This is a genomic window from Flavobacterium sp., from assembly GCF_044377315.1.
Classification (GTDB): domain Bacteria; phylum Bacteroidota; class Bacteroidia; order Flavobacteriales; family Flavobacteriaceae; genus Flavobacterium.
Genome location: NZ_JBILJG010000004.1, coordinates 77,057 through 96,675, shown reverse-complemented (window position 1 = coordinate 96,675; position 19,619 = coordinate 77,057). Strand labels below are relative to the sequence as shown.

The following is a 19,619-nucleotide window of genomic DNA, read 5'->3' as shown; positions in this document are numbered from 1 at the left end:
AAACATCTCTTAAAAAACACTTAAATCAAATGCTTAATAATAAATAAATCCACATTTTTACTTTACTTTTGTGTTTCCAAAAAAAAAAATCATTTCAAACTATCATGGAAAAAATAAAATCGATACTTTTTTCAACTCGCTTAATGGCTGTTCTATTCATAGGTTATGCAATAGCTATGGCAGTAGGAACATTCATTGAAAACGACTATAATACCGATACTGCAAGAATTTTAGTTTACAATACAAAGTGGTTTGAAGCTATTCATGTTTTTTTCTTAATCAATTTTTTGGGAAATATTTTTCGTTACCAATTGCTTAAAAAAGAAAAATGGGCAACACTTTTACTGCATTTATCATTCATTTTTATAATAGTAGGAGCAGCAATCACACGCTATGTAAGTTATGAAGGAATGATGCCAATTAGAGAAGGCGAAACTTCTAATCAATTATATTCTGATAAAAACTACCTAACTGTTTTTGTTGATGGTAAGTATAAAGGAGAAATGAAACGCCGAGTTTTTGAAGAACCATTATTACTTTCACCAGTTACAAACAACAAATTTTCTATCGATTCTAAGTTTGACGAAACGCCATTTGAAATTGAATATAAAAATTTCGTTATAGATGCCAAAGAAACCATTAAACCAGATGCAAAAGGTATTATGTATCTAAAAATGGTTGAATCGGGTGGTGGAGAACGACATGAACATTATCTAAAAGATGGTGAAGTTCAAAATATTCATAATACGTTATTTGCCTTAAATAAAGAAACACAAGGCGCTATAAACATTAATACAACTGGAGAAAAAACAACTATTCTTTCGCCTTTTGAAGGAAATTTTATGCGAATGGCAGATAAGCTTCAAGGAAAAGTTGAAAAAGATAAAGAACAAGAGTTGATGTATCGTTCGCTTTATAATATGGGTAATGCGCAGTTTGTATTTCCAGATCAGCCAATAAAAGGTGTGAAAGATTATAAATCAAGTGGAAATTTTAAAAACAAAAAAGGAGAAGATGCTTTAACTTTAAAAGTAACTGTTGAAGGAAAAGAAAAAGACATTACTTTATTAGGTTCAAAAGGACAACAAGGTTCGCCTCAAACATTTAAATTAGGTAAATTAGAATTCACTTTTTACTACGGAAGTAAAGTTTATACCTTGCCATTTAACATAAAGTTGAACGATTTTATTGCTAAGAAATATCCTGGAACCGAGAAAAGTTATTCTTCTTACGAAAGTAAAGTTACGGTAGTTGATGGCAAAGAAAATTTTGACGCACATATCTACATGAATAATATTTTAGACCATAAAGGGTTTCGTTTTTTTCAAGCTTCCTTCGATCCTGATGAAAAAGGAACTGTTCTTTCTGTAAACCATGATTATTGGGGAACTTTTGTTACTTATTGCGGTTATTTTATGTTGTTTTTTGCTATGATGGCTATTTTGTTTACTAAACATTCTCGTTTTGCCGATTTAAAAAGAAAATTGGAAGATGTAAAACAGAAGAAAGAGAAGTTATTGACTATCTTTTTGTTGTTCTTTTCATTGTTTGGATTTAGTCAAAATCACCCAAATCCAACTACTAAAATTAATTATTTAGATTCCATAAAAAAATACAAAGTTTCCGAAAAACACGCTGATCAATTTGGGCGATTGGTTATTCAAGATCAAAATGGTAGAATGAAACCTATCAATACGTTTTCATCAGAATTATTGCGAAAAGTGAGTAAAAGTGATTCTTATGAAGGATTAAATGCTGACCAATCTTTTATATCGATGACGCAGTTTCCGCAAGCTTGGTTTCAAGTGCCATTGATTTATCTAAAAAAAGAAAACGACAGTATTCATAAAATTTTAGGAATTCCTAACGGACAAAAATTGGTTGCTTTTAAAGACTTTTTTGATGATAAAGGAAATTATAAACTGTCACCATTTTTAGATGCAGCCTACAAAGCAGCCGTACCAAGTAATTTTGAAAAAGATTTTATCGAAGCAGATAAGAAGGTAAATCTTCTAAATTCGGCATTAAGTGGAACTATTTTGAAGATCTTTCCAGTTCCAAATGATAAAAATAACAAATGGTTCTCTTATATGGATATTTCTCATACAACAGGAACCTCATTAGATACTATCAAATCTGCTTTGCCAATTTATCTAGATGCCTTGTTAAAAGCTTCTCAAAAAGACGATTACACCATGGCAAACACGTTTTTAGTCGGAATGGAAAATTACCAAAAGAAATACGGAAGCGCCGTTCGTCCATCCGATAAAAAAATCAATTATGAAGTCATGTATAACAAGTACGACGTTTTCAAAAACTTGTTTTGGATGTACATGATGGCAGGAACCTTGATGCTTTTGCTAACAATTGTTAATATTTTTTCAAATTCAAAAATTTTGAAATACACTATAAATGGATTTCATATTCTAATAGGAATCTTTTTTATTATTCATACACTCGGATTAATTGCTCGTTGGTATATTTCAGGTCACGCGCCTTGGAGTGATGCTTATGAAAGTATGATTTATGTAGCTTGGGCAACCATGTTTTTTACGTTAGCATTTGATATAAAATCAAAATTAACTGTAGCTTCAGGAACATTTGTAGCTTCTATGATATTAATGATTGCACACTGGAATTGGATGGATCCATCTATTGCCAATTTGCAACCTGTTCTTAATTCGTATTGGTTAATGATTCACGTTGCGGTAATCGTAGCAAGTTACGGACCATTTACATTAGGAATGGTTTTGGGAACGGTTTCCTTGATTTTGATGCTTTTTACCAACCAAAAAAACAAAGTCAAAATGGATTTGCACATTAAAGAAATCACTTATATCAACGAAATGGCATTAACTATTGGATTAGTTATGCTAACAATTGGAAATTTCCTTGGCGGACAATGGGCAAATGAATCATGGGGAAGATATTGGGGTTGGGATCCAAAAGAAACTTGGGCCTTAATCAGTATTATGGTTTATGCATTTGTAATTCACGCTCGATTTGTACCATCACTTCGTGGTAAATGGATTTTTAATTTAATGAGTATTTTTGCTTTCTATTCAATAATGATGACTTATTTTGGAGTGAATTTTTACCTAACTGGATTGCATTCCTATGCAAGTGGAGATAAAGTTGTAACACCAACATTTATTTATTATTCAGTCGCATTTGTTGTAATTTTGGGAATAGTATCGTATATAAAAAATAAAAAAGTACTAAAATAAAATGAAAAAAATAATTCTATTACTAGTCGTTTTTGTTTTTTTATCATGCAAAAACCAAGCTCAGAATCAAGCATCAACAGCAGTAACTTCTAAAACAGAAACTATGGAAAAGCAAAACATTTACCAATTTAAAGTACAAGATTTGGAAGGAAAAGAATTTGATTTTGCAACACTAAAAGGCAAGAAAATTCTAGTTGTGAATACAGCTTCCAAATGCGGATTGACTCCACAATACAAAGATTTAGAATCAATTTACGAAAAGTATAAAAATCAAAATTTTGTAATAGTTGGTTTCCCAGCAAACAACTTTATGTCTCAAGAGCCAGGAACAAATGAAGAAATTGGTGCTTTTTGTCAAAAAAATTACGGTGTTACCTTTCCAATGATGAGCAAAGTTTCTGTGAAAGGAAACGATATGTGTGAAGTTTATAAATTTCTAACTCAAAAATCTAAAAACGGATTGCAAGACAGCGACGTAGAATGGAATTTCCAAAAATACCTAATCAACGATAAAGGTGAATTGGATAAAGTAGTTTCCCCAAGAGTTTTACCAACAGATAATGAAATTGTGAGTTGGATTGAGAAAAAGTAATTCGTATTTTGATGCTTCAAAAATCAAACTTTTTTATTCTACATTCGTTAATCTAAATCATCTTCTGCATAAAAACACTATGCAACCATCGGTCAAATTTGAATCCAGAATCTTTAATAGTTCCAACGATTTCAAAACCAAATTTCTCATGAAAATCAATACTACTTTGGTTTTCTGAATCGATTACGCCAATCATGGTGTGGAGTTTTTGATCTTTTGCTAAATGGAGTAAGTTTTCCATAATCATTTTGCCAATTCCTTTTCCAATATGATTTGGATGAGCATAAATCGAATGTTCAACGGTAAATTTATAGGCTTCTCTAAATCGGAATTCGCTATAATAGCCAAAACCAACTACAACGTCGTTTTCAATCGCAACGATTATCGGAAATCCCTTTTTGAGTTTACCATCAAAAATGGTAATTTGGTTTTCCAAACTTCGAGGTTCATAATCATACAATGCAGTTGAATTTAGAATAGTATAATTGATAATATCCAAAATAGCTTGAATATCTTCCGTTCGATAGGGTCTTATTTTGATTTCCATGTTTCAAAAATACTATTTTTTTAGCATTGAGAAATAACTTAATTAACTTAACTTTCTTAATGGTTTAATTTTTCTACACTAAATAACTTTGTACTTTTGTAATTGAAATTTTAGAGATTAATTACTAAAGTTTTGAATTTATAAACATACAAATGAAATACCCTAAAATACCTTTAGCACAATCTATAATCGAAATTTTTCGTGCCAAAGGAATCCAACATATTGTAATATCTCCAGGTTCACGAAATGCGCCTTTAACAATTGGATTTGTAAATAATCCCAATTTTATTTGTTATAGCATTGCTGATGAGCGTTGTGCTGCTTTTTTTGCACTCGGAATTGCCCAACAAATCAATAAACCCGTGGCGGTTGTTTGTACTTCAGGTTCAGCATTATTGAATTATTATCCGGCATTTTCAGAGGCTTTTTATAGCGAAATTCCACTTATAGTAGTTTCGGCTGATAGACCAAAAAACAAAATCGATATTGGAGATGGACAAACCATTCGTCAAGAAAATGTATTTGCCAATCATTCGTTATTTAATGCTAATTTGGATGAATTTCCTTCCGATGAAAATGATTTTTTAATCAATGAAGCTATCAATACGGCTTTCGCCAAAAAAGGACCAGTGCATATCAATGCGCCATTTGAAGAACCGTTGTATGAAAAAGTAGAATCACTTTTGGTTGAGCCTAAAATCATCTCAAATGAAATAGTAAATAATGAATTAGAGAACCTTGATTATTTAGCAACTAATTGGAATTTGTCAAAAAAGAAATTGGTTTTGATTGGTGGTTTGCATCCAAATGCTGTAGAGCAAAAGTTTCTTGATACTTTAGGAAATGATAATTCGGTTGTAGTAATGACGGAAGTTACATCAAATGTGCATCATCCAAATTTTATAACCAATATTGATACGATAATAACGCCATTTACGATCGAAGATTTTCTAGAATTTCAACCAGATATTTTGTTGACTTTTGGCGGAATGATTGTTTCTAAAAGAATCAAAACATTTTTGAGAAAATACCAACCCAAACAACATTGGCACGTTGACAAATTAAGAGCTTATGATACTTATGGATGTTTGACTAAACATTTTGAAGTTTCACCAAATGAATTCTTTGAAAGTTTCTTTTCAAAAACTATCAAAATTGAAAGTGATTATCAAGAAAAATTATTAAAAATTAGAACTTTAAGAGCGCGAAAACACATTGAATATATTGATAAAATTCCGTTTACCGATTTAAAAGCATTTGATATTATTTTGCCAAAATTAGCATCAAACACTCATTTGCAAATTAGCAATAGTTCACCCATTCGTTATGCTCAACTGGTAAGTATTGATAATACGATTGAAGTTTTTTGCAATCGTGGCACAAGCGGAATTGATGGAAGCACTTCAACAGCAATTGGAGCAGCAGTCGCAAACCAAAAGCCAACAGTTTTGATAGCTGGAGATATTGGATTTTTATACGACAGCAATGCGTTGTGGAATAATTACATCCCAAAAAACTTCAAAATCATTTTGATTAATAACGGTGGCGGTGGAATTTTTAGAATTTTACCAGGTCATGATGAAACGCCAGTTTTCAATACATTTTTTGAAACTTCTCATTGTTTAACTGCAGAACATTTAGCCAAAATGTACGGATTTGAATATCTAACTGCAAGTAATAAAATCACTTTAGAGAATAGTTTGGAAGCAATGTTCAAGCAAAACGAAAAACCATTTTTATTAGAAGTTTTTACACCAACATTGGAAAATGATAAGGTTTTGTTGCAGTATTTTAAGGAGTTGGTTTAAGAATGTCTTTTCCAATATCGTTTTCCATAATCACAGAAAATTTCTTCGCCTGATTTTATTTTTTTAATGGCAATAAGGCAAATATTTCCGTTTTCATCCAAAGTTATTTTGGCATTATTCTTAAAATCTGATTTTGAAAAACCTTTTGCATCATTAGCATATTTGGCAAAACAATCGGTGTTCTTACAATCCAAAATGGTTCCGTTTAGAAGATTCATAAAATAGTTATCCTCTTTATTTGCAACTCTAATTTTAGCTTCATTTTCAGATAAAATTTCACCTTTGAAAATTGAAATTATTTCGTCTTTATAAATAGCAATTGCAGTAAACAATCCATTTCCTGAATTTGAAAGCTGTGAAGTCTTGAAATATAAATAATCGGTTTCTTCTGCATCAATTTCATTTTGATCGATAATTAATTTTGAATGGTGCATTTTTTTATTTTCTATTCTCCAAAAGTAAGGAATAGTTATTTGAGATTATAATTCTTAATTTTTTTTAATAATTACATATAATGATACTTTTTAATGGCTATTTGTGCTGCTAATTTAAAAGACATTGTGTAATCTTTTTGTGTGCGTTTTACATAGTGACATTCTTAATGTTTTTTTATAAGGATACTTTTTGTGTTTCGCTATTTCAGGACAAGACAATATACAGAAAACAAAAGCGTTCGATAAGTTGAGCACTTTTTTTATTACATAAAATATGCCAAAATTATCCCTAAAACAATAACGCTAATTTTTGCCAAATTAAATTTATGTCCCTCGCTGCTTTCAAAGATAATTGTGGAAGAAATATGAAATAAAATCCCAATTACAATTCCAGAAATTTGAACGTAGTAGTTAGCTAAAAATGTAAGGTTTACAGCAGCAAATGTTCCAAGTGGCGTCATCAATGCAAAGATGAACATAAAGAATAAAATAGCTTTTTTATCTAATTTTGCATTTTTGAAAAAAGAGGTCAAGATTATAGCAATTGGAAAATGATGCACCGCAATTCCGTAAGCCAAATGATTATGATTGCTAATAGGCATTCCTTCTAAAAGTGCATGCAAACACAAGCTAAAAAACAACAACCACGGAATATGATGCATTGTTTCATGACCGTGAACATGCCCATGTTCGGCACCTTTTGAAAAATATTCTAATATAATTTGAAACACTATTCCAATCATAATAAATATTCCAATGGTTCCTTGCTCATGGTCGTGACCTTCGTGACTGTGCATGTCGGCTTCATAAACTTCAGGCAACAAATGCATCACTGTTAGCGAAAGCAAAAAAGCACCACTAAAAGCCAAAAGTAGCTTTAGATTTTTCTTGCTCTTAGGATGAAAAAAAGCAGCAATAAAATAACCTAAGAGCACCGCAAAAAGTGGAAACAGATATATAATATAATTCATAGTATTAATTTTAAAAAAATTCAAACTTCCAACCCCCGACTATTTAAAAATCATTATCAAGCGCTCGCTATCTTTTTTCAAGAACTTTTTCAGCTTATAATCGCCAAAAGTATCTAGTAAAAAAATGCCTGCTTCGTCCATCATTCTTGTGAAATCTTCTAAAGTGAAAGCCCTAACTTTTTCAATAAAATTAAAATTTTCGCCATTATCGGTAAAGCTAATTTCTTTGTAAATATATCCATCAATATGATAGCGTTTTATATGAAAATCGATATCTTCAACAGACTTGGTTTCTTCTGGAATTAAATTCTCCAACACATTATTTACATTCATAAAATCAATAACTGCAAAACCATATTCAGAAAGATTTTCTTTAATAGAAATTAATGTTTTCAAGTGATCAGTTTCGTTTTCAAAATAACCAAAACTGGTAAATAGATTGAAAATAGCATCAAATTTTGCTTCTAAAGGTTCACGCATATCATGCACCTGAAAATGCAAAGTGTCATTAGTGTTTTTGGAGGCCTCTGCAATACTATTTTCAGACAAATCAACTCCTAAAACTTCATATCCTAATTGGTTCAAATAGATGGAATGTCGCCCTTTTCCGCAAGCTAAATCTAATACTTTTGCATGCTCTGGCAAGTTTAGATAAAGCGTTAGGTTGTCCATAAAAAGCTGCGCTTCTCTATAATTTCTTTCTTTGTAAAGAATGTGATAATAGGGTGTATCAAACCAAGAAGCAAACCAGTTTTCAGATTTAGGATTTACGATTTGGGATTTATTATTTTGAAAATTTGACATTAATTCTTTTGCATTACAATTTCTAACGTGCAAATTTAGTGTATTTTTGCAGAAGTTACCCAACATTGTGATTGATATTGATTTTTGATATTACAATTGAATTATGATATTGAAAAATGGAAAATTTTAAAATGATTGCCAAGACCTTTTTTGGTTTTGAAGAAATACTTGCTAAAGAACTACAACTTTTAGGTGCTCAAAATGTTGAAATAGGAACGCGTGCCGTAAGTTTTAAAGGCGATAAAGGTTTTATGTACAAAGCTAATTTGTCACTGCGTACCGCTTTAAAAATTCTTAAACCGATTTACCATTTCAGGGCAACAAACGATTTGAATTTATATAAAGGAATTCAAAGTATGGATTGGAGTAAATACCTAAACGCCAATCAAACATTTGTAATTGACACCACGATACATTCAGATTATTTCAAACATTCACAATTTGTTTCGCAAAAAGCAAAAGATGCGATTGTAGATCAATTTAGAGATCGAACCGGACAACGACCAAGTGTAGATAAAGATTATCCAGATTTACGCATTAATATCCACATTGATAGAGACCAAGTTTCGGTGTCACTTGATACTTCGGGCGCTTCTTTGCATCATCGAGGTTATCGAACAGCAACCAACATTGCACCTATAAATGAAGTTTTGGCAGCTGGAATGGTTTTGCTTTCTGGTTGGGACGGAAACTCTGATTTTCTAGATCCAATGTGTGGTTCGGGAACAATTTTGGCAGAAGCAGCTATGGTTGCTTGTAATATTCCAGCGAATATCAACCGAAAAGAATTTGCTTTTGAAAAATGGAACGATTGGGATAATGATTTGTTTGACCAAATTGTAGAAAGTCTTTTGAAAAAAGTAAAAGAGTTTCATTATACTATAAAAGGATATGACAAAGCGCCAAGTGCTGTTAGCAAGGCAAAAGATAATATAAAAAATGCTAATCTTGATGATTACGTAACAATTGAACAACAAAATTTCTTTGACACCAAAAAAGAAACCGTTGGCCCATTGCACATGGTTTTCAATCCGCCATATGGAGAACGTTTGGATATAGATTTAGAGCGTTTTTATCGAGAAATGGGTGATACGATGAAACAAAATTATCCAGGAACCAACGCTTGGTTTATAACAGCCAACCTTGAAGCATTAAAATTTGTAGGACTAAAACCTTCCAGAAAAATAAAACTCTTCAACGGAAGTTTAGAAGCCAGATTAGTCAAATACGAAATGTACGAAGGTAGCAAAAGAACAAAGTTTCAAGTTCAAGAAGGCAATTAGTAGTTTTTGTAGAAACCATCAACAATAATCAACTTTTAAAAAAAATGTCAAAAAAAACAAAAGCACTCGTTTATAATCTTATAGGATTTGCTATTATATTTTTTGCAGTTCGATTTGCAGTGGCCTCTTTTACAACTTTAAAAGATTTATGGATTCCGTTAGTGGCTTTTATTATTGGAACAGTTTTGGCTCCAAAATTTCAAGCAGTTGCCACCAAAGACGGAGAAAAACTATTTGTAAAATGGATTTTTGTTAAAGGAATAAAAGAAGTGAATTAGCAAGGCTAAATAGTTTGATGTTTTATCAAAAAGTTTCTGGTAAATAGCCTTTAGCTATTATTTTATGGTTTAATAATAATCTGAAAACCCTAAAAAAAAATCCGAAACTTTCATTTCGGACTTTTCTTCGCACTAATAAACTAAGTTTATAGGTTTACCTCAATCGATCAACAGATTTTACGAGCTCTTCATCCTTTTTGATGGCTTTATTGGACAAAACCAATAACACGATAGCAACAATAGGTAGAAACATCCCAATACCTTTCTCCGAAACTGCAGGAGTTTCTCCAGATAAATTTAGCGAACGATATACAAATAATCCTAATAAAATTAAATTTAATATGATATTCAATCTGCCCATTACAAATTGATTTTGTCTCTTTTTATAACTTACAATACTCACAGCCGATAAAACGGTGCTCACAGCAAAAAGTACCAAATACACTTGATTTTGCATAAAATAATACGCTACTTTGGTGTCTAATGTCCATAAACTAAAAACAAATGGCAACACACCAGTGGCTACAAATGCTAAAATTAAGTAAATAGTTTGTATTCTTTGAATCATTTGTTAAATTTTGTTACGCAAAAATATATTTTCTTTTTTAGAAATACTATTGCAAATTGAAATTTTATTTGTAGTATTGCAGTATAAATCGGTAAATACTTCATTTTACGACGATTCCAAAAATCACAAATTTCACTACTTATTCAATTTCTCAAGAAAAATTTAAAATTATATAAACATTTATGTTTGACATTTCTGCATTAAAAGGAATGAAGCTTACTGAGCTTCAAGACATTGCTAAATTAGCTAAAACCATTAAATATACTGGCATAAAAAAAGAAGCATTAATCGATATGATTCTTACTGCTCAAAACTCTTTGGATGAACCGACAGAAGCTCCAAAATCATCTGAAAAATTTTTTGAAAATAAGCAAAAACGCGCTAGGATTACCTCGGATAAAAATACTATTCAACCAAAAGAAGCATCGGTAACTTTATTTTCTGAACCAGAAATTTTAGTTGAAAAAGATAAAGAAGTAATTTTAGAACAAAAAGAAGTTGTTTCAAAACCTTTTGAAAAGAAGTTGGCAAAATTCAAAAAAGCTGATTATGAGAAAAAAATTGCTAAAAAAGCAAATCAAAATACAGAGGAACAAGTAGTAGCTGAAACTACCGAAACGGTAAACGACGAAGTAGCTTCACCATTAGAAAGTAAAGAAGGAAAAGAAAATACTTTCATAGAAAAGAAAATCAATCCGAATCAAAATAAAAATCCTAACCAAAACCCAAATCAAAACGGAAATGGGAACGGTAATCAAAATCCGAATTTCAAAAATAAGAAAAATAATTTTAGAGATTCCGATTTTGAGTTTGACGGAATTATAGAAAGTGAAGGCGTTCTCGAAATGATGCCTGATGGTTATGGTTTCTTGCGTTCTTCAGATTATAATTATTTAGCTTCGCCAGATGATATTTATTTATCAACTTCTCAAATTAGATTATTTGGTTTAAAAACTGGGGACACCGTTAAAGGTGTAGTTCGTCCGCCAAAAGAAGGTGAGAAGTTTTTTCCATTGGTAAGAGTTTTAAAAATAAATGGTCATGATCCGCAGGTTGTTAGAGATAGAGTTTCATTTGAACATTTGACACCCGTTTTTCCAACAGAAAAATTCAAAATTGCCGAAAGAGGAAGTTCGGTTTCAACAAGAATTATCGATTTATTTTCTCCAATAGGAAAAGGACAGCGTGGTATGATTGTGGCGCAACCTAAAACTGGTAAAACAATGTTGCTAAAAGACATTGCTAATGCCATTGCTGCTAATCATCCAGAAGTTTATTTGATTGTGCTTTTGATAGATGAACGTCCTGAAGAGGTTACCGATATGCAACGCAGTGTTCGAGGTGAAGTTATCGCTTCCACTTTTGACAAAGAACCACAAGAACACGTGAAAATTGCAAATATTGTTTTAGAAAAAGCAAAACGCTTGGTAGAATGTGGTCACGATGTTGTAATTCTATTAGACTCAATTACCAGATTAGCGCGTGCTTATAATACAGTTCAACCAGCTTCTGGAAAAGTATTGAGTGGTGGTGTTGATGCTAATGCGTTACAAAAACCAAAACGTTTCTTTGGAGCTGCTCGTAATGTTGAAAACGGTGGTTCGTTGAGTATCATCGCAACAGCTTTGACCGAAACAGGTTCTAAAATGGATGAGGTTATCTTTGAGGAATTCAAAGGAACTGGAAATATGGAGTTACAACTGGATAGAAAAATTGCGAATCGTAGAATTTTCCCTGCTATCGATTTAACTTCGTCAAGTACAAGACGTGATGATTTATTGTTAGATCCAAAAACATTACAATTGATGTGGATTTTAAGAAAATACCTAGCCGATATGAACCCAGTAGAAGCAATGGATACTATAAGTGATAAAATTAAGAAGACAAGAAACAACGACGAGTTTTTGATTTCGATGAACGACTAAGTTTAAATTTCAAATAAAAAATTCCAAATACCAATAGTCACTATTAGTATTTGGAATTTTTATTTTAATGAAATTTTAAAAAACTATTTTGTTGGTTTTTTGTACAATGTTGCATTATCAACAAATCGTTTCATTTCTATTTTTTGATCACCAAATAACTGAATTTCTGCTTTTCCAGATGCTTCTATACTAATTGTATTAATTGCATTTACATTTGTTCTAGTGTAGCCTTCCATTGCTAAAGTAACATTTTGAGCAGTTAGTTTTTTTGCTTCAACGACAGAATTGTTGTCTAATCGTAGTTTGAAATCTACAGCATCGCCTTCAATAATTCCTTCCGCTTTTTGGTACATATCAATAATCAATTCATTTGAAGATATTAACGCTTTTAAGTTAGCATTTTTGCTAAAAGTAAGTGAACTTTTTTCGGTTTTGATATTTAGCTCTGCTTTTGACTTATCAGTTGCATCAATACTAAAAACTTTTGATTTGATATTGCCAAAAAATTGGCTTTGATCGGTTAATTTAAATTTTATATCAGCCAAACTAATATCTGCAATAGCTGTAATCTTAGAATTATTTTTACCAAAAACAAATTTTAAATTTTCGGAATAATTGATACGAACACTAAATTTTTTGTAGCTCGATACTTTTTTAACGCGCATTAATCGCAAAGTTGTTCCATCAACGCTTATTCCCATCGCATCATGAATGTTGTCATCGGCTTCAATTTCAAGACTGCATTTATCACCTTTTACCAAAAAAACTTCAATATCATCTGAAATTTCAATGGCATCAAAATCTTCAATTTCTTTTTGTTCTAGAGTAACTATTTTAGAGCCTTTCAGCTTTTCATTTTTTTGCGAAAATACTAGTGTTGTAGAAATTATAAGAGCAATAAGTAGTACTGTTTTTTTCATTTTATAATCAATTTATTGGCAAAGATACTTAATAATTTACTGATTTTAAAGTCTATGTTAAATAGGTGTTTTATTTTTTTTAGTTTCATTTTGAAAAATAATTGTAATTTTACAAAATAGACGATTTAAATTCATGAACTCAAAGCAACAATCGGCACTCAACGAAAAAGATGGCATTGCACAACCTGAAAATATCAGCACATCGTCTGTTGTGACTATTCAAAATTTTCGTAAAATAAAACCATCTTCAAAAGAGTTGATTACTAGAATTGTTAAAAAAGATAAAGTAGCTTTAAGTCGTGCTATTACATTAATCGAAAGCACCAATACAAGTCATTTTGAGCAAGCCAACGAAGTTATTAATGGTTGTTTACCTTACGCAAATAAATCCATTCGTATCGGAATAACGGGTGTTCCGGGCGTTGGAAAAAGCACATTTATAGAAGCTTTTGGAACATTTCTAACTAGTATTGGAAAAAAAGTTGCCGTTTTAGCTATTGACCCAAGTAGTACCATTTCTCACGGAAGTATTTTAGGTGATAAAACCCGAATGGAAGAATTGGTAAAAAACGAAAATGCTTATATAAGACCAAGTGCATCAGGCGAAACATTAGGTGGCGTAGCTAGAAAAACGAGAGAAACCATAATTTTGTGCGAAGCCTGCGGATTTGATGTAATCATAATTGAAACTGTTGGTGTAGGACAGAGCGAAACGGCCGTTCACAGTATGGTTGATTTCTTTTTGTTATTAAAAATTTCTGGTGCTGGCGATGAATTACAAGGTATAAAACGCGGTATTATGGAAATGGCTGATGCTATAATTATTAACAAAGCTGATGGCGATAATATCAAAAAAGCAAATTTAGCTAAAGTCGAATTCAATCGTGCTTTGCATTTATTTCCCGTTAAAAATTCTAATTGGCAACCTGTAGTTTCGACTTGTAGTGCCGTTACCAAAGAAGGAATTGAAAACGTATGGCAAATTATTGAAGATTATTTGAAACTAACAAAAGAGAATCATTATTTCGGTAAAAAACGCCAAGATCAAAATCAATATTGGATGTTTGAAACCATAAACGAAAACCTGAAAAATCATTTTTACAATCATCCTAAAATTGCTAAACTGATTGAATACAACAAAAAAGCGGTTCAAGAAAATGAAATTTCTCCTTTTGATGCTGCTACAAGATTGTTAAATACCTATTTTCAATAAAAGTTAGAACTAAAAACTTTCAACCATAAAACCCGCAAATCTTTGTACCTTTGCATGATTAGATAAGAAATATTATGCTCGAAATAGGAAAATACAATACACTTACAATTTTAAGAGATACCAAAGTTGGTTTGTTTTTAGGAAACACAACCGACGATAAAGATGATATTCTTTTACCCAATAAATATGTCCCAAAAGTTTTTGAAATTGGTGAAGAAATAATAGTTTTTGTTTATCTTGACCATGAAGAACGGCCAGTGGCGACAACACTTCAACCTTATATTTTAGTAAATGAATTTGCTCTTTTGCGAGTAAACTACATAAACCAAGTAGGTGCTTTTATGGATTGGGGAATGGAAAAAGATATTCTAGTTCCGTTCAAAGAACAAGCTCGCCCAATGGAAAAAGGGAAACGTTATTTGGTATATCTTTATGTAGATGAAAAAACAAATCGTTTGGTCGCTTCAAGTAAGACCAATCAATTTTTAAGTAATGAAAATATCACAGTTGAAAAAGGTGAAGAAGTTGATTTAATAGTTTCTCATATCACTGAACTTGGTATAAATGTAATTATCAACGAAAAACACAAAGGATTACTCTACAAAGATGAGGTTTATGATGAATCCATCAGAACAGGTGACAGAGCAGTAGGATATATCAAAAATATTCGTCCTGACGGAAAAATTGATGTTTCCTTGCAAAAGCAAGGTTACGAAAATGTTGAACCAAATGCTGAGAAAATAGTAGATGAACTCCGTGCAAGTAGAGGTTTCTTAAGATTAAACGACAATTCACATCCAGAAGACATTAAAACGGTTTTGAAAATGAGTAAAAAAACATTCAAAAAAGCAATTGGGTCTTTATATAAAGACAAATTAATCGAAATTAAAGATGACGGAATTTATTTGGTTAAAGAATAATTTTTTAATTTTATAGAAAAATAAATATGAGTTCAATAAATTGGAAAACTGTCAAAGAGTTTGAAGATATAACCTATAAAAAATGTAATGGTGTTGCCCGAATAGCATTCAACAGACCAGATGTTCGCAATGCATTTCGACCAAAAACAACTTCAGAATTATTACAAGCTTTTCACGATGCACAAGAAGATACATCTATTGGAGTTGTTTTGCTTTCTGCCGAAGGACCAAGTTCTAAAGATGGTATTTGGTCATTTTGTAGTGGTGGCGACCAAAAAGCGCGCGGTCATCAAGGTTATGTTGGCGAAGACGGTTATCATAGATTAAATATTTTAGATGTACAACGTCTAATTCGTTTTATGCCAAAAGCTGTAATTGCAGTTGTGCCAGGTTGGGCAGTTGGTGGCGGACATAGTTTGCACGTTGTTTGCGATTTGACATTGGCAAGTAAAGAACATGCTATTTTCAAGCAAACCGACGCTGATGTTACCAGTTTTGATGGCGGTTATGGTTCAGCTTATTTAGCTAAAATGGTGGGACAAAAGAAAGCTAGAGAAATTTTCTTCTTAGGTAGAAATTATTCTGCACAAGAAGCTTTTGATATGGGAATGGTAAACGCCGTAATTCCGCATGATGAATTAGAAGCAACAGCCTACGAATGGGCACAAGAAATTTTGGCAAAATCACCAACATCTATAAAAATGCTTAAATTCGCTATGAATTTAACCGATGATGGAATGGTTGGACAACAAGTATTTGCAGGTGAAGCCACAAGATTAGCCTACATGACAGACGAAGCCAAAGAAGGAAGAAACGCTTTCTTAGAAAAAAGAAAACCCGATTTTAAAAAAAAATGGTTGCCATAAATAGGTAATAGGAATTAGGTTGTTGGGTTTAGGAAATAGTAAAACTCACAGCCTAAAACCAATTACCAAAAACCTAAAACCAAAAAAAATATGAAACACTGGATAGAAGCCGCCCGAGTTAGAACCTTACCCTTATCTGTTTCTGGAATATTGGTAGGATGTTTTTATGCCATGTCGCAAGGTCATTTTAACTGGAAAATTGTGATTTTAGCACTTTCCACTACGCTAGGTTTACAAATTCTTTCCAATTTTGCCAATGATTACGGCGATGGCGTCAACGGAACTGATAACGATGATAGAGTAGGACCAAAACGCGCTATTCAAAGCGGCACAATTTCACCAGGAACTATGCGCTATGCTATTTTTGTAACGGCGTTTTTGACATTAGTTTCGGCAATGTTACTTATTTATGCTTCTTTCAAAGGAAAATATTTTCTCTATTCCATCATTTTCTTTGTTTTGGGAATATTAGCAATCGCTTCTGCAATTCGTTATACGGTTGGTAAAAATCCTTATGGATACAGAGGTTTGGGCGATGTTTTTGTTTTCGTTTTCTTCGGACTCATTAGTACATTCGGAATCTATTTCATGTTCACCAAAGAAGTCGATTGGTTATTGTTTTTACCAGCAACAGCAGTTGGATTTTTAAGTGTGGGTGTTCTAAATCTCAACAATATGCGTGATGAAGCATCTGATGCTAAATCTAACAAAAATACATTAGTTGTCAAATTTGGTGCAGATTGGGCAAAGAAATACCACTATTTTCTAATATGTTCTGCAATGATTTTATTTGTTGTTTTTGCATTTATTAACGATATGCGAGACGGAGTTTTCAATTTCGACCAATATTTCTTCTTGCCTTTCTATTTTCCACTTGTTGCGCATCTTAAACGAGTTTACAAAAACAGCGAACCAAGACTTTTAGACCCTGAATTAAAAAAACTAGCACTTTCAACATTTTTTATCTGTGTGGTGCTTTCTATCGGATTAATTTTCCTTTTTTCTGATATAGCACTATATATAATCGAAAATATTTTAGAATAAAGATGTAGGTTGTTGGCAAAAATATTCAACATCTATCTCCAAACAACTAACATAAAATGAAAATAACATTCTACGGACACGCAAGTTTAGCAATCGAAGTCGGCGGAAAAACCATTTTAGTCGATCCATTTATTTCCGCCAATCCAAAAGCTAGTCATATCGATATAAATTCGTTGGCGGCAGACTATATTTTACTCACACTCGCACACCAAGACCACATTCTAGATGTTGAGGTTATTGCCAATCGAACTAATGCCATAATTGTTTCTAGCTATGAAGTGGCGACACATTTTGGCAACAAAGGTTTGCAATACCATCCTATGAATCACGGCGGAAGCTGGAAATTCGATTTCGGAAAAGTAAAACTGGTAAACGCTATTCATTCAAGTTCATTTCCCGATGGTTCTTATGGTGGTAATCCTTGCGGTTTTGTCATCGAAAGCGAAAACAAAAACATCTACATCGCTGGCGACACGGCACTTACTATGGACATGAAACTCATCCCGATGCGTACCAAACTCGACTTGGCAATCCTTCCAATAGGCGACAATTTCACTATGGATATAGACGATGCCATTCTCGCGTCCGATTTTGTTGAGTGCGACAAAATTCTTGGCGTACATTTTGATACATTCGGTTTTATCGAAATTAATCACGACATGGCTATCAAGAAATTTTTTGATGCCGGAAAAGATTTGATGTTGCTCAAAATTGGCGAAAGCATTTATTTGTAGCCAATCCAGCTATTCGTTGCAATCTTTGCCGTTCGACTGTTTTTTTCTAAGCCTTACAACGAGCTTCCTTTGGTCGCTGTCGTAAGCCAAGAAAAAAATACAGCCCAACAACAAAGGATTTCCACTACTATCTGGGCTAGGGCAATCGATTTCAAAAGAAGTTAATCGTAATTATTTTAAAAATTATTCAATAAAATCTGTGATAATTTGTGAAATTTGTGTTTTAAAAACAGTTCAGATTATCATATTAAAATCTACCATAAAATACATGAACAAACCTGCTATCTTATTCACACTTCTTTTTTTAGTAAGCACTTTCTCTATTTCAGCACAATCCAAAAACGGTTTTTGGGACAAAGACAGAGCAACCACCAAAGAAATAGTCGTTTCAGCAAGAGATAGAATCGTCGTAAAAACCGAAGATTTACCTCAAGGAACCACCGAAATCGTCTATCGAATTACACTTTTAAACGAAAACCAAGAAATGGCTTCCAGTTTGGTTTCGGTGCTAAAATCTATTCCCGATCCAAGTGGTATTAGTCAAGGTTCTGCTGGAGCAGTCTTTTTACTTTCCAAAGTTTCGGGCGAAGACAAATGCAAATATGCCATATTCTCATCTGAAAAAGCAAGTTCAGATTATGTCGGTTCAGGTGAAACTTCGAGAGCTTGCTTATTCCAAAACAATCCTATAAACAAAGAGGCCAAACGTATTTCGATAGGAAAAACAACTTGCTTCAATGCCGATTCTGAAGCACTTTGGTTTTCTTTCGAAAGTAAAAACTGGATTATGAACCAAAAAATTGTTTTAGAAGTTGTGCCTTGGGTTGACGCCAAACTAAGTCGTGGCTGGTCAAAAGAAAACAAAAAATCTGTAATCGATTTGTGTAAATCATCAGATTTTGCACAACTAATGGTCAACTCCGACGATTTTTGCCTTTGTGTTTTAGACAAATTTGAAAAAGAAAATACATTCAAAGAATTTCAAGATATGCTAGCCATTGAAAAATCAAAAGATTTCAAAGATTACGGTAACACTTGCCTAACAGAAAAACCAAATAACAAAGCCATCTTAAACGGCATAAGAAAAGACGCTGCAACGCATTTCAAAAACAAAAAATACAACGATGCTATCGATTTGCTAACTATTGGCGTAATAGACAACGGTAATGTAAGCATTTTAGACTACAATTCACTAGCAACTTATTATTTGTATTCCAAACAATATGACAAAGCTTTAAAAGCCATCAATAAAGGAATTGAACTAGATGATTCTGAATTGCGTTTGCAATTAAATCTAGCGCATTTTTATATGCTTACTAACCAATTTGGTAAGGCTAAAACGTTACACAAAAAATATCAATCGCAAAACATAACCGCTAAAACCAGTTGGAAAGCACAAACTAAAACCGACATCCAAGAATTCAAAAAAGCAGGAATTCAATTAGATGATTTAGATAAAGTTTTAGAAGTTTTAGGAAAGTAGAA

18 protein-coding genes are annotated in these 19,619 nt (G+C 32.3%); 12 read left to right on the top strand and 6 right to left on the bottom strand.

What is annotated here, in order from left to right:
- Nucleotides 1-104: 104 nt before the first annotated feature.
- Both ccsA and ACIQ66_RS02420 read left to right on the top strand, forming a co-directional pair.
- Nucleotides 105-3,227, top strand: coding sequence for a cytochrome c biogenesis protein CcsA (gene ccsA, locus ACIQ66_RS02425; protein WP_396211217.1), 3,123 nt, complete (start codon nt 105-107; stop codon nt 3,225-3,227).
- Nucleotide 3,228: 1 nt separating this feature from the next.
- Nucleotides 3,229-3,819 (top strand): glutathione peroxidase, encoded by a 591-nt coding sequence (locus ACIQ66_RS02420; RefSeq protein WP_396211216.1) that lies wholly within the window; start codon nt 3,229-3,231, stop codon nt 3,817-3,819.
- Between the two features lie 52 nt (nt 3,820-3,871).
- On the opposite strand, the gene ACIQ66_RS02415 is transcribed toward ACIQ66_RS02420, so the two are convergent.
- The gene (locus tag ACIQ66_RS02415; RefSeq protein WP_396211215.1) at nt 3,872-4,366 is read right to left on the bottom strand and encodes a GNAT family N-acetyltransferase; all 495 of its coding nucleotides are present in this window, start codon (nt 4,364-4,366) and stop codon (nt 3,872-3,874) included.
- 152 nt (nt 4,367-4,518) lie between these two features.
- Between ACIQ66_RS02415 and menD the strand changes: the two genes are divergently transcribed.
- Entirely contained in the window at nt 4,519-6,174 is a 1,656-nt protein-coding gene (gene menD, locus ACIQ66_RS02410) for a 2-succinyl-5-enolpyruvyl-6-hydroxy-3-cyclohexene-1-carboxylic-acid synthase (RefSeq protein ID WP_396211214.1), read from the top strand.
- Here menD and ACIQ66_RS02405 read toward each other — a convergent pair.
- The 3 genes from ACIQ66_RS02405 to ACIQ66_RS02395 form a co-directional block, all read right to left on the bottom strand.
- Nucleotides 6,171-6,608, bottom strand: a complete 438-nt coding sequence (locus ACIQ66_RS02405) for an SET domain-containing protein-lysine N-methyltransferase (RefSeq protein WP_396211213.1) — start codon at nt 6,606-6,608, stop codon at nt 6,171-6,173. The two genes, menD and ACIQ66_RS02405, sit on opposite strands and share 4 nt — an antisense overlap.
- Nucleotides 6,609-6,871: 263 nt before the next feature.
- Nucleotides 6,872-7,570, bottom strand: a complete 699-nt coding sequence (locus ACIQ66_RS02400; RefSeq protein ID WP_396211226.1) for a ZIP family metal transporter — start codon at nt 7,568-7,570, stop codon at nt 6,872-6,874.
- Between the two features lie 48 nt (nt 7,571-7,618).
- Entirely contained in the window at nt 7,619-8,383 is a 765-nt protein-coding gene (locus ACIQ66_RS02395) for a class I SAM-dependent DNA methyltransferase (protein WP_396211212.1), read from the bottom strand.
- Between the two features lie 116 nt (nt 8,384-8,499).
- On the opposite strand from ACIQ66_RS02395, the gene ACIQ66_RS02390 reads away from it, so the two are divergent.
- Together ACIQ66_RS02390 and ACIQ66_RS02385 are read left to right on the top strand one after the other, a co-directional pair.
- The gene (locus ACIQ66_RS02390; protein ID WP_396211211.1) at nt 8,500-9,666 is read left to right on the top strand and encodes a class I SAM-dependent RNA methyltransferase; all 1,167 of its coding nucleotides are present in this window, start codon (nt 8,500-8,502) and stop codon (nt 9,664-9,666) included.
- A 44-nt stretch (nt 9,667-9,710) separates the two neighbouring features.
- Nucleotides 9,711-9,944, top strand: coding sequence for a hypothetical protein (locus ACIQ66_RS02385; protein WP_396211210.1), 234 nt, complete (start codon nt 9,711-9,713; stop codon nt 9,942-9,944).
- Nucleotides 9,945-10,098: 154 nt separating this feature from the next.
- On the opposite strand, the gene ACIQ66_RS02380 is transcribed toward ACIQ66_RS02385, so the two are convergent.
- The gene (locus tag ACIQ66_RS02380) at nt 10,099-10,512 is read right to left on the bottom strand and encodes a DUF4293 domain-containing protein (RefSeq protein WP_396211209.1); all 414 of its coding nucleotides are present in this window, start codon (nt 10,510-10,512) and stop codon (nt 10,099-10,101) included.
- Nucleotides 10,513-10,694: 182 nt separating this feature from the next.
- On the opposite strand from ACIQ66_RS02380, the gene rho reads away from it, so the two are divergent.
- On the top strand, nt 10,695-12,437 hold the full coding sequence (rho, locus tag ACIQ66_RS02375; RefSeq protein WP_396211208.1) for a transcription termination factor Rho: 1,743 nt from the start codon (nt 10,695-10,697) through the stop codon (nt 12,435-12,437).
- Between the two features lie 83 nt (nt 12,438-12,520).
- Here the strand turns inward: rho and ACIQ66_RS02370 are convergent, their stop codons facing one another.
- Nucleotides 12,521-13,357: a GIN domain-containing protein gene (locus tag ACIQ66_RS02370; protein ID WP_396211207.1), complete on the bottom strand. Its 837-nt coding sequence runs from the start codon at nt 13,355-13,357 to the stop codon at nt 12,521-12,523.
- 133 nt (nt 13,358-13,490) lie between these two features.
- Here ACIQ66_RS02370 and meaB point away from each other — a divergent pair, with 133 nt between their 5' ends.
- The 6 genes from meaB (at nt 13,491) to ACIQ66_RS02340 (ending at nt 19,617) form a co-directional block, all read left to right on the top strand.
- A complete protein-coding gene (gene meaB / locus ACIQ66_RS02365) occupies nt 13,491-14,570 on the top strand; it encodes a methylmalonyl Co-A mutase-associated GTPase MeaB (RefSeq protein WP_396211206.1) in 1,080 nt (359 codons plus the stop codon).
- A gap of 74 nt (nt 14,571-14,644) precedes the next feature.
- The gene (locus ACIQ66_RS02360) at nt 14,645-15,490 is read left to right on the top strand and encodes a S1 RNA-binding domain-containing protein (protein ID WP_396211205.1); all 846 of its coding nucleotides are present in this window, start codon (nt 14,645-14,647) and stop codon (nt 15,488-15,490) included.
- A gap of 26 nt (nt 15,491-15,516) precedes the next feature.
- Nucleotides 15,517-16,356 (top strand): 1,4-dihydroxy-2-naphthoyl-CoA synthase, encoded by an 840-nt coding sequence (locus ACIQ66_RS02355; RefSeq protein WP_396211204.1) that lies wholly within the window; start codon nt 15,517-15,519, stop codon nt 16,354-16,356.
- A 90-nt stretch (nt 16,357-16,446) separates the two neighbouring features.
- A complete protein-coding gene (gene menA, locus ACIQ66_RS02350) occupies nt 16,447-17,400 on the top strand; it encodes a 1,4-dihydroxy-2-naphthoate octaprenyltransferase (RefSeq protein ID WP_396211203.1) in 954 nt (317 codons plus the stop codon).
- 56 nt (nt 17,401-17,456) lie between these two features.
- Nucleotides 17,457-18,134 carry a metal-dependent hydrolase gene (locus ACIQ66_RS02345; RefSeq protein ID WP_396211202.1) on the top strand — a complete coding sequence of 226 codons (678 nt, stop codon included), beginning with the start codon at nt 17,457-17,459 and terminating at the stop codon, nt 18,132-18,134.
- A gap of 268 nt (nt 18,135-18,402) precedes the next feature.
- Nucleotides 18,403-19,617, top strand: a complete 1,215-nt coding sequence (locus ACIQ66_RS02340) for a tetratricopeptide repeat protein (protein ID WP_396211201.1) — start codon at nt 18,403-18,405, stop codon at nt 19,615-19,617.
- Nucleotides 19,618-19,619: the final 2 nt, after the last annotated feature.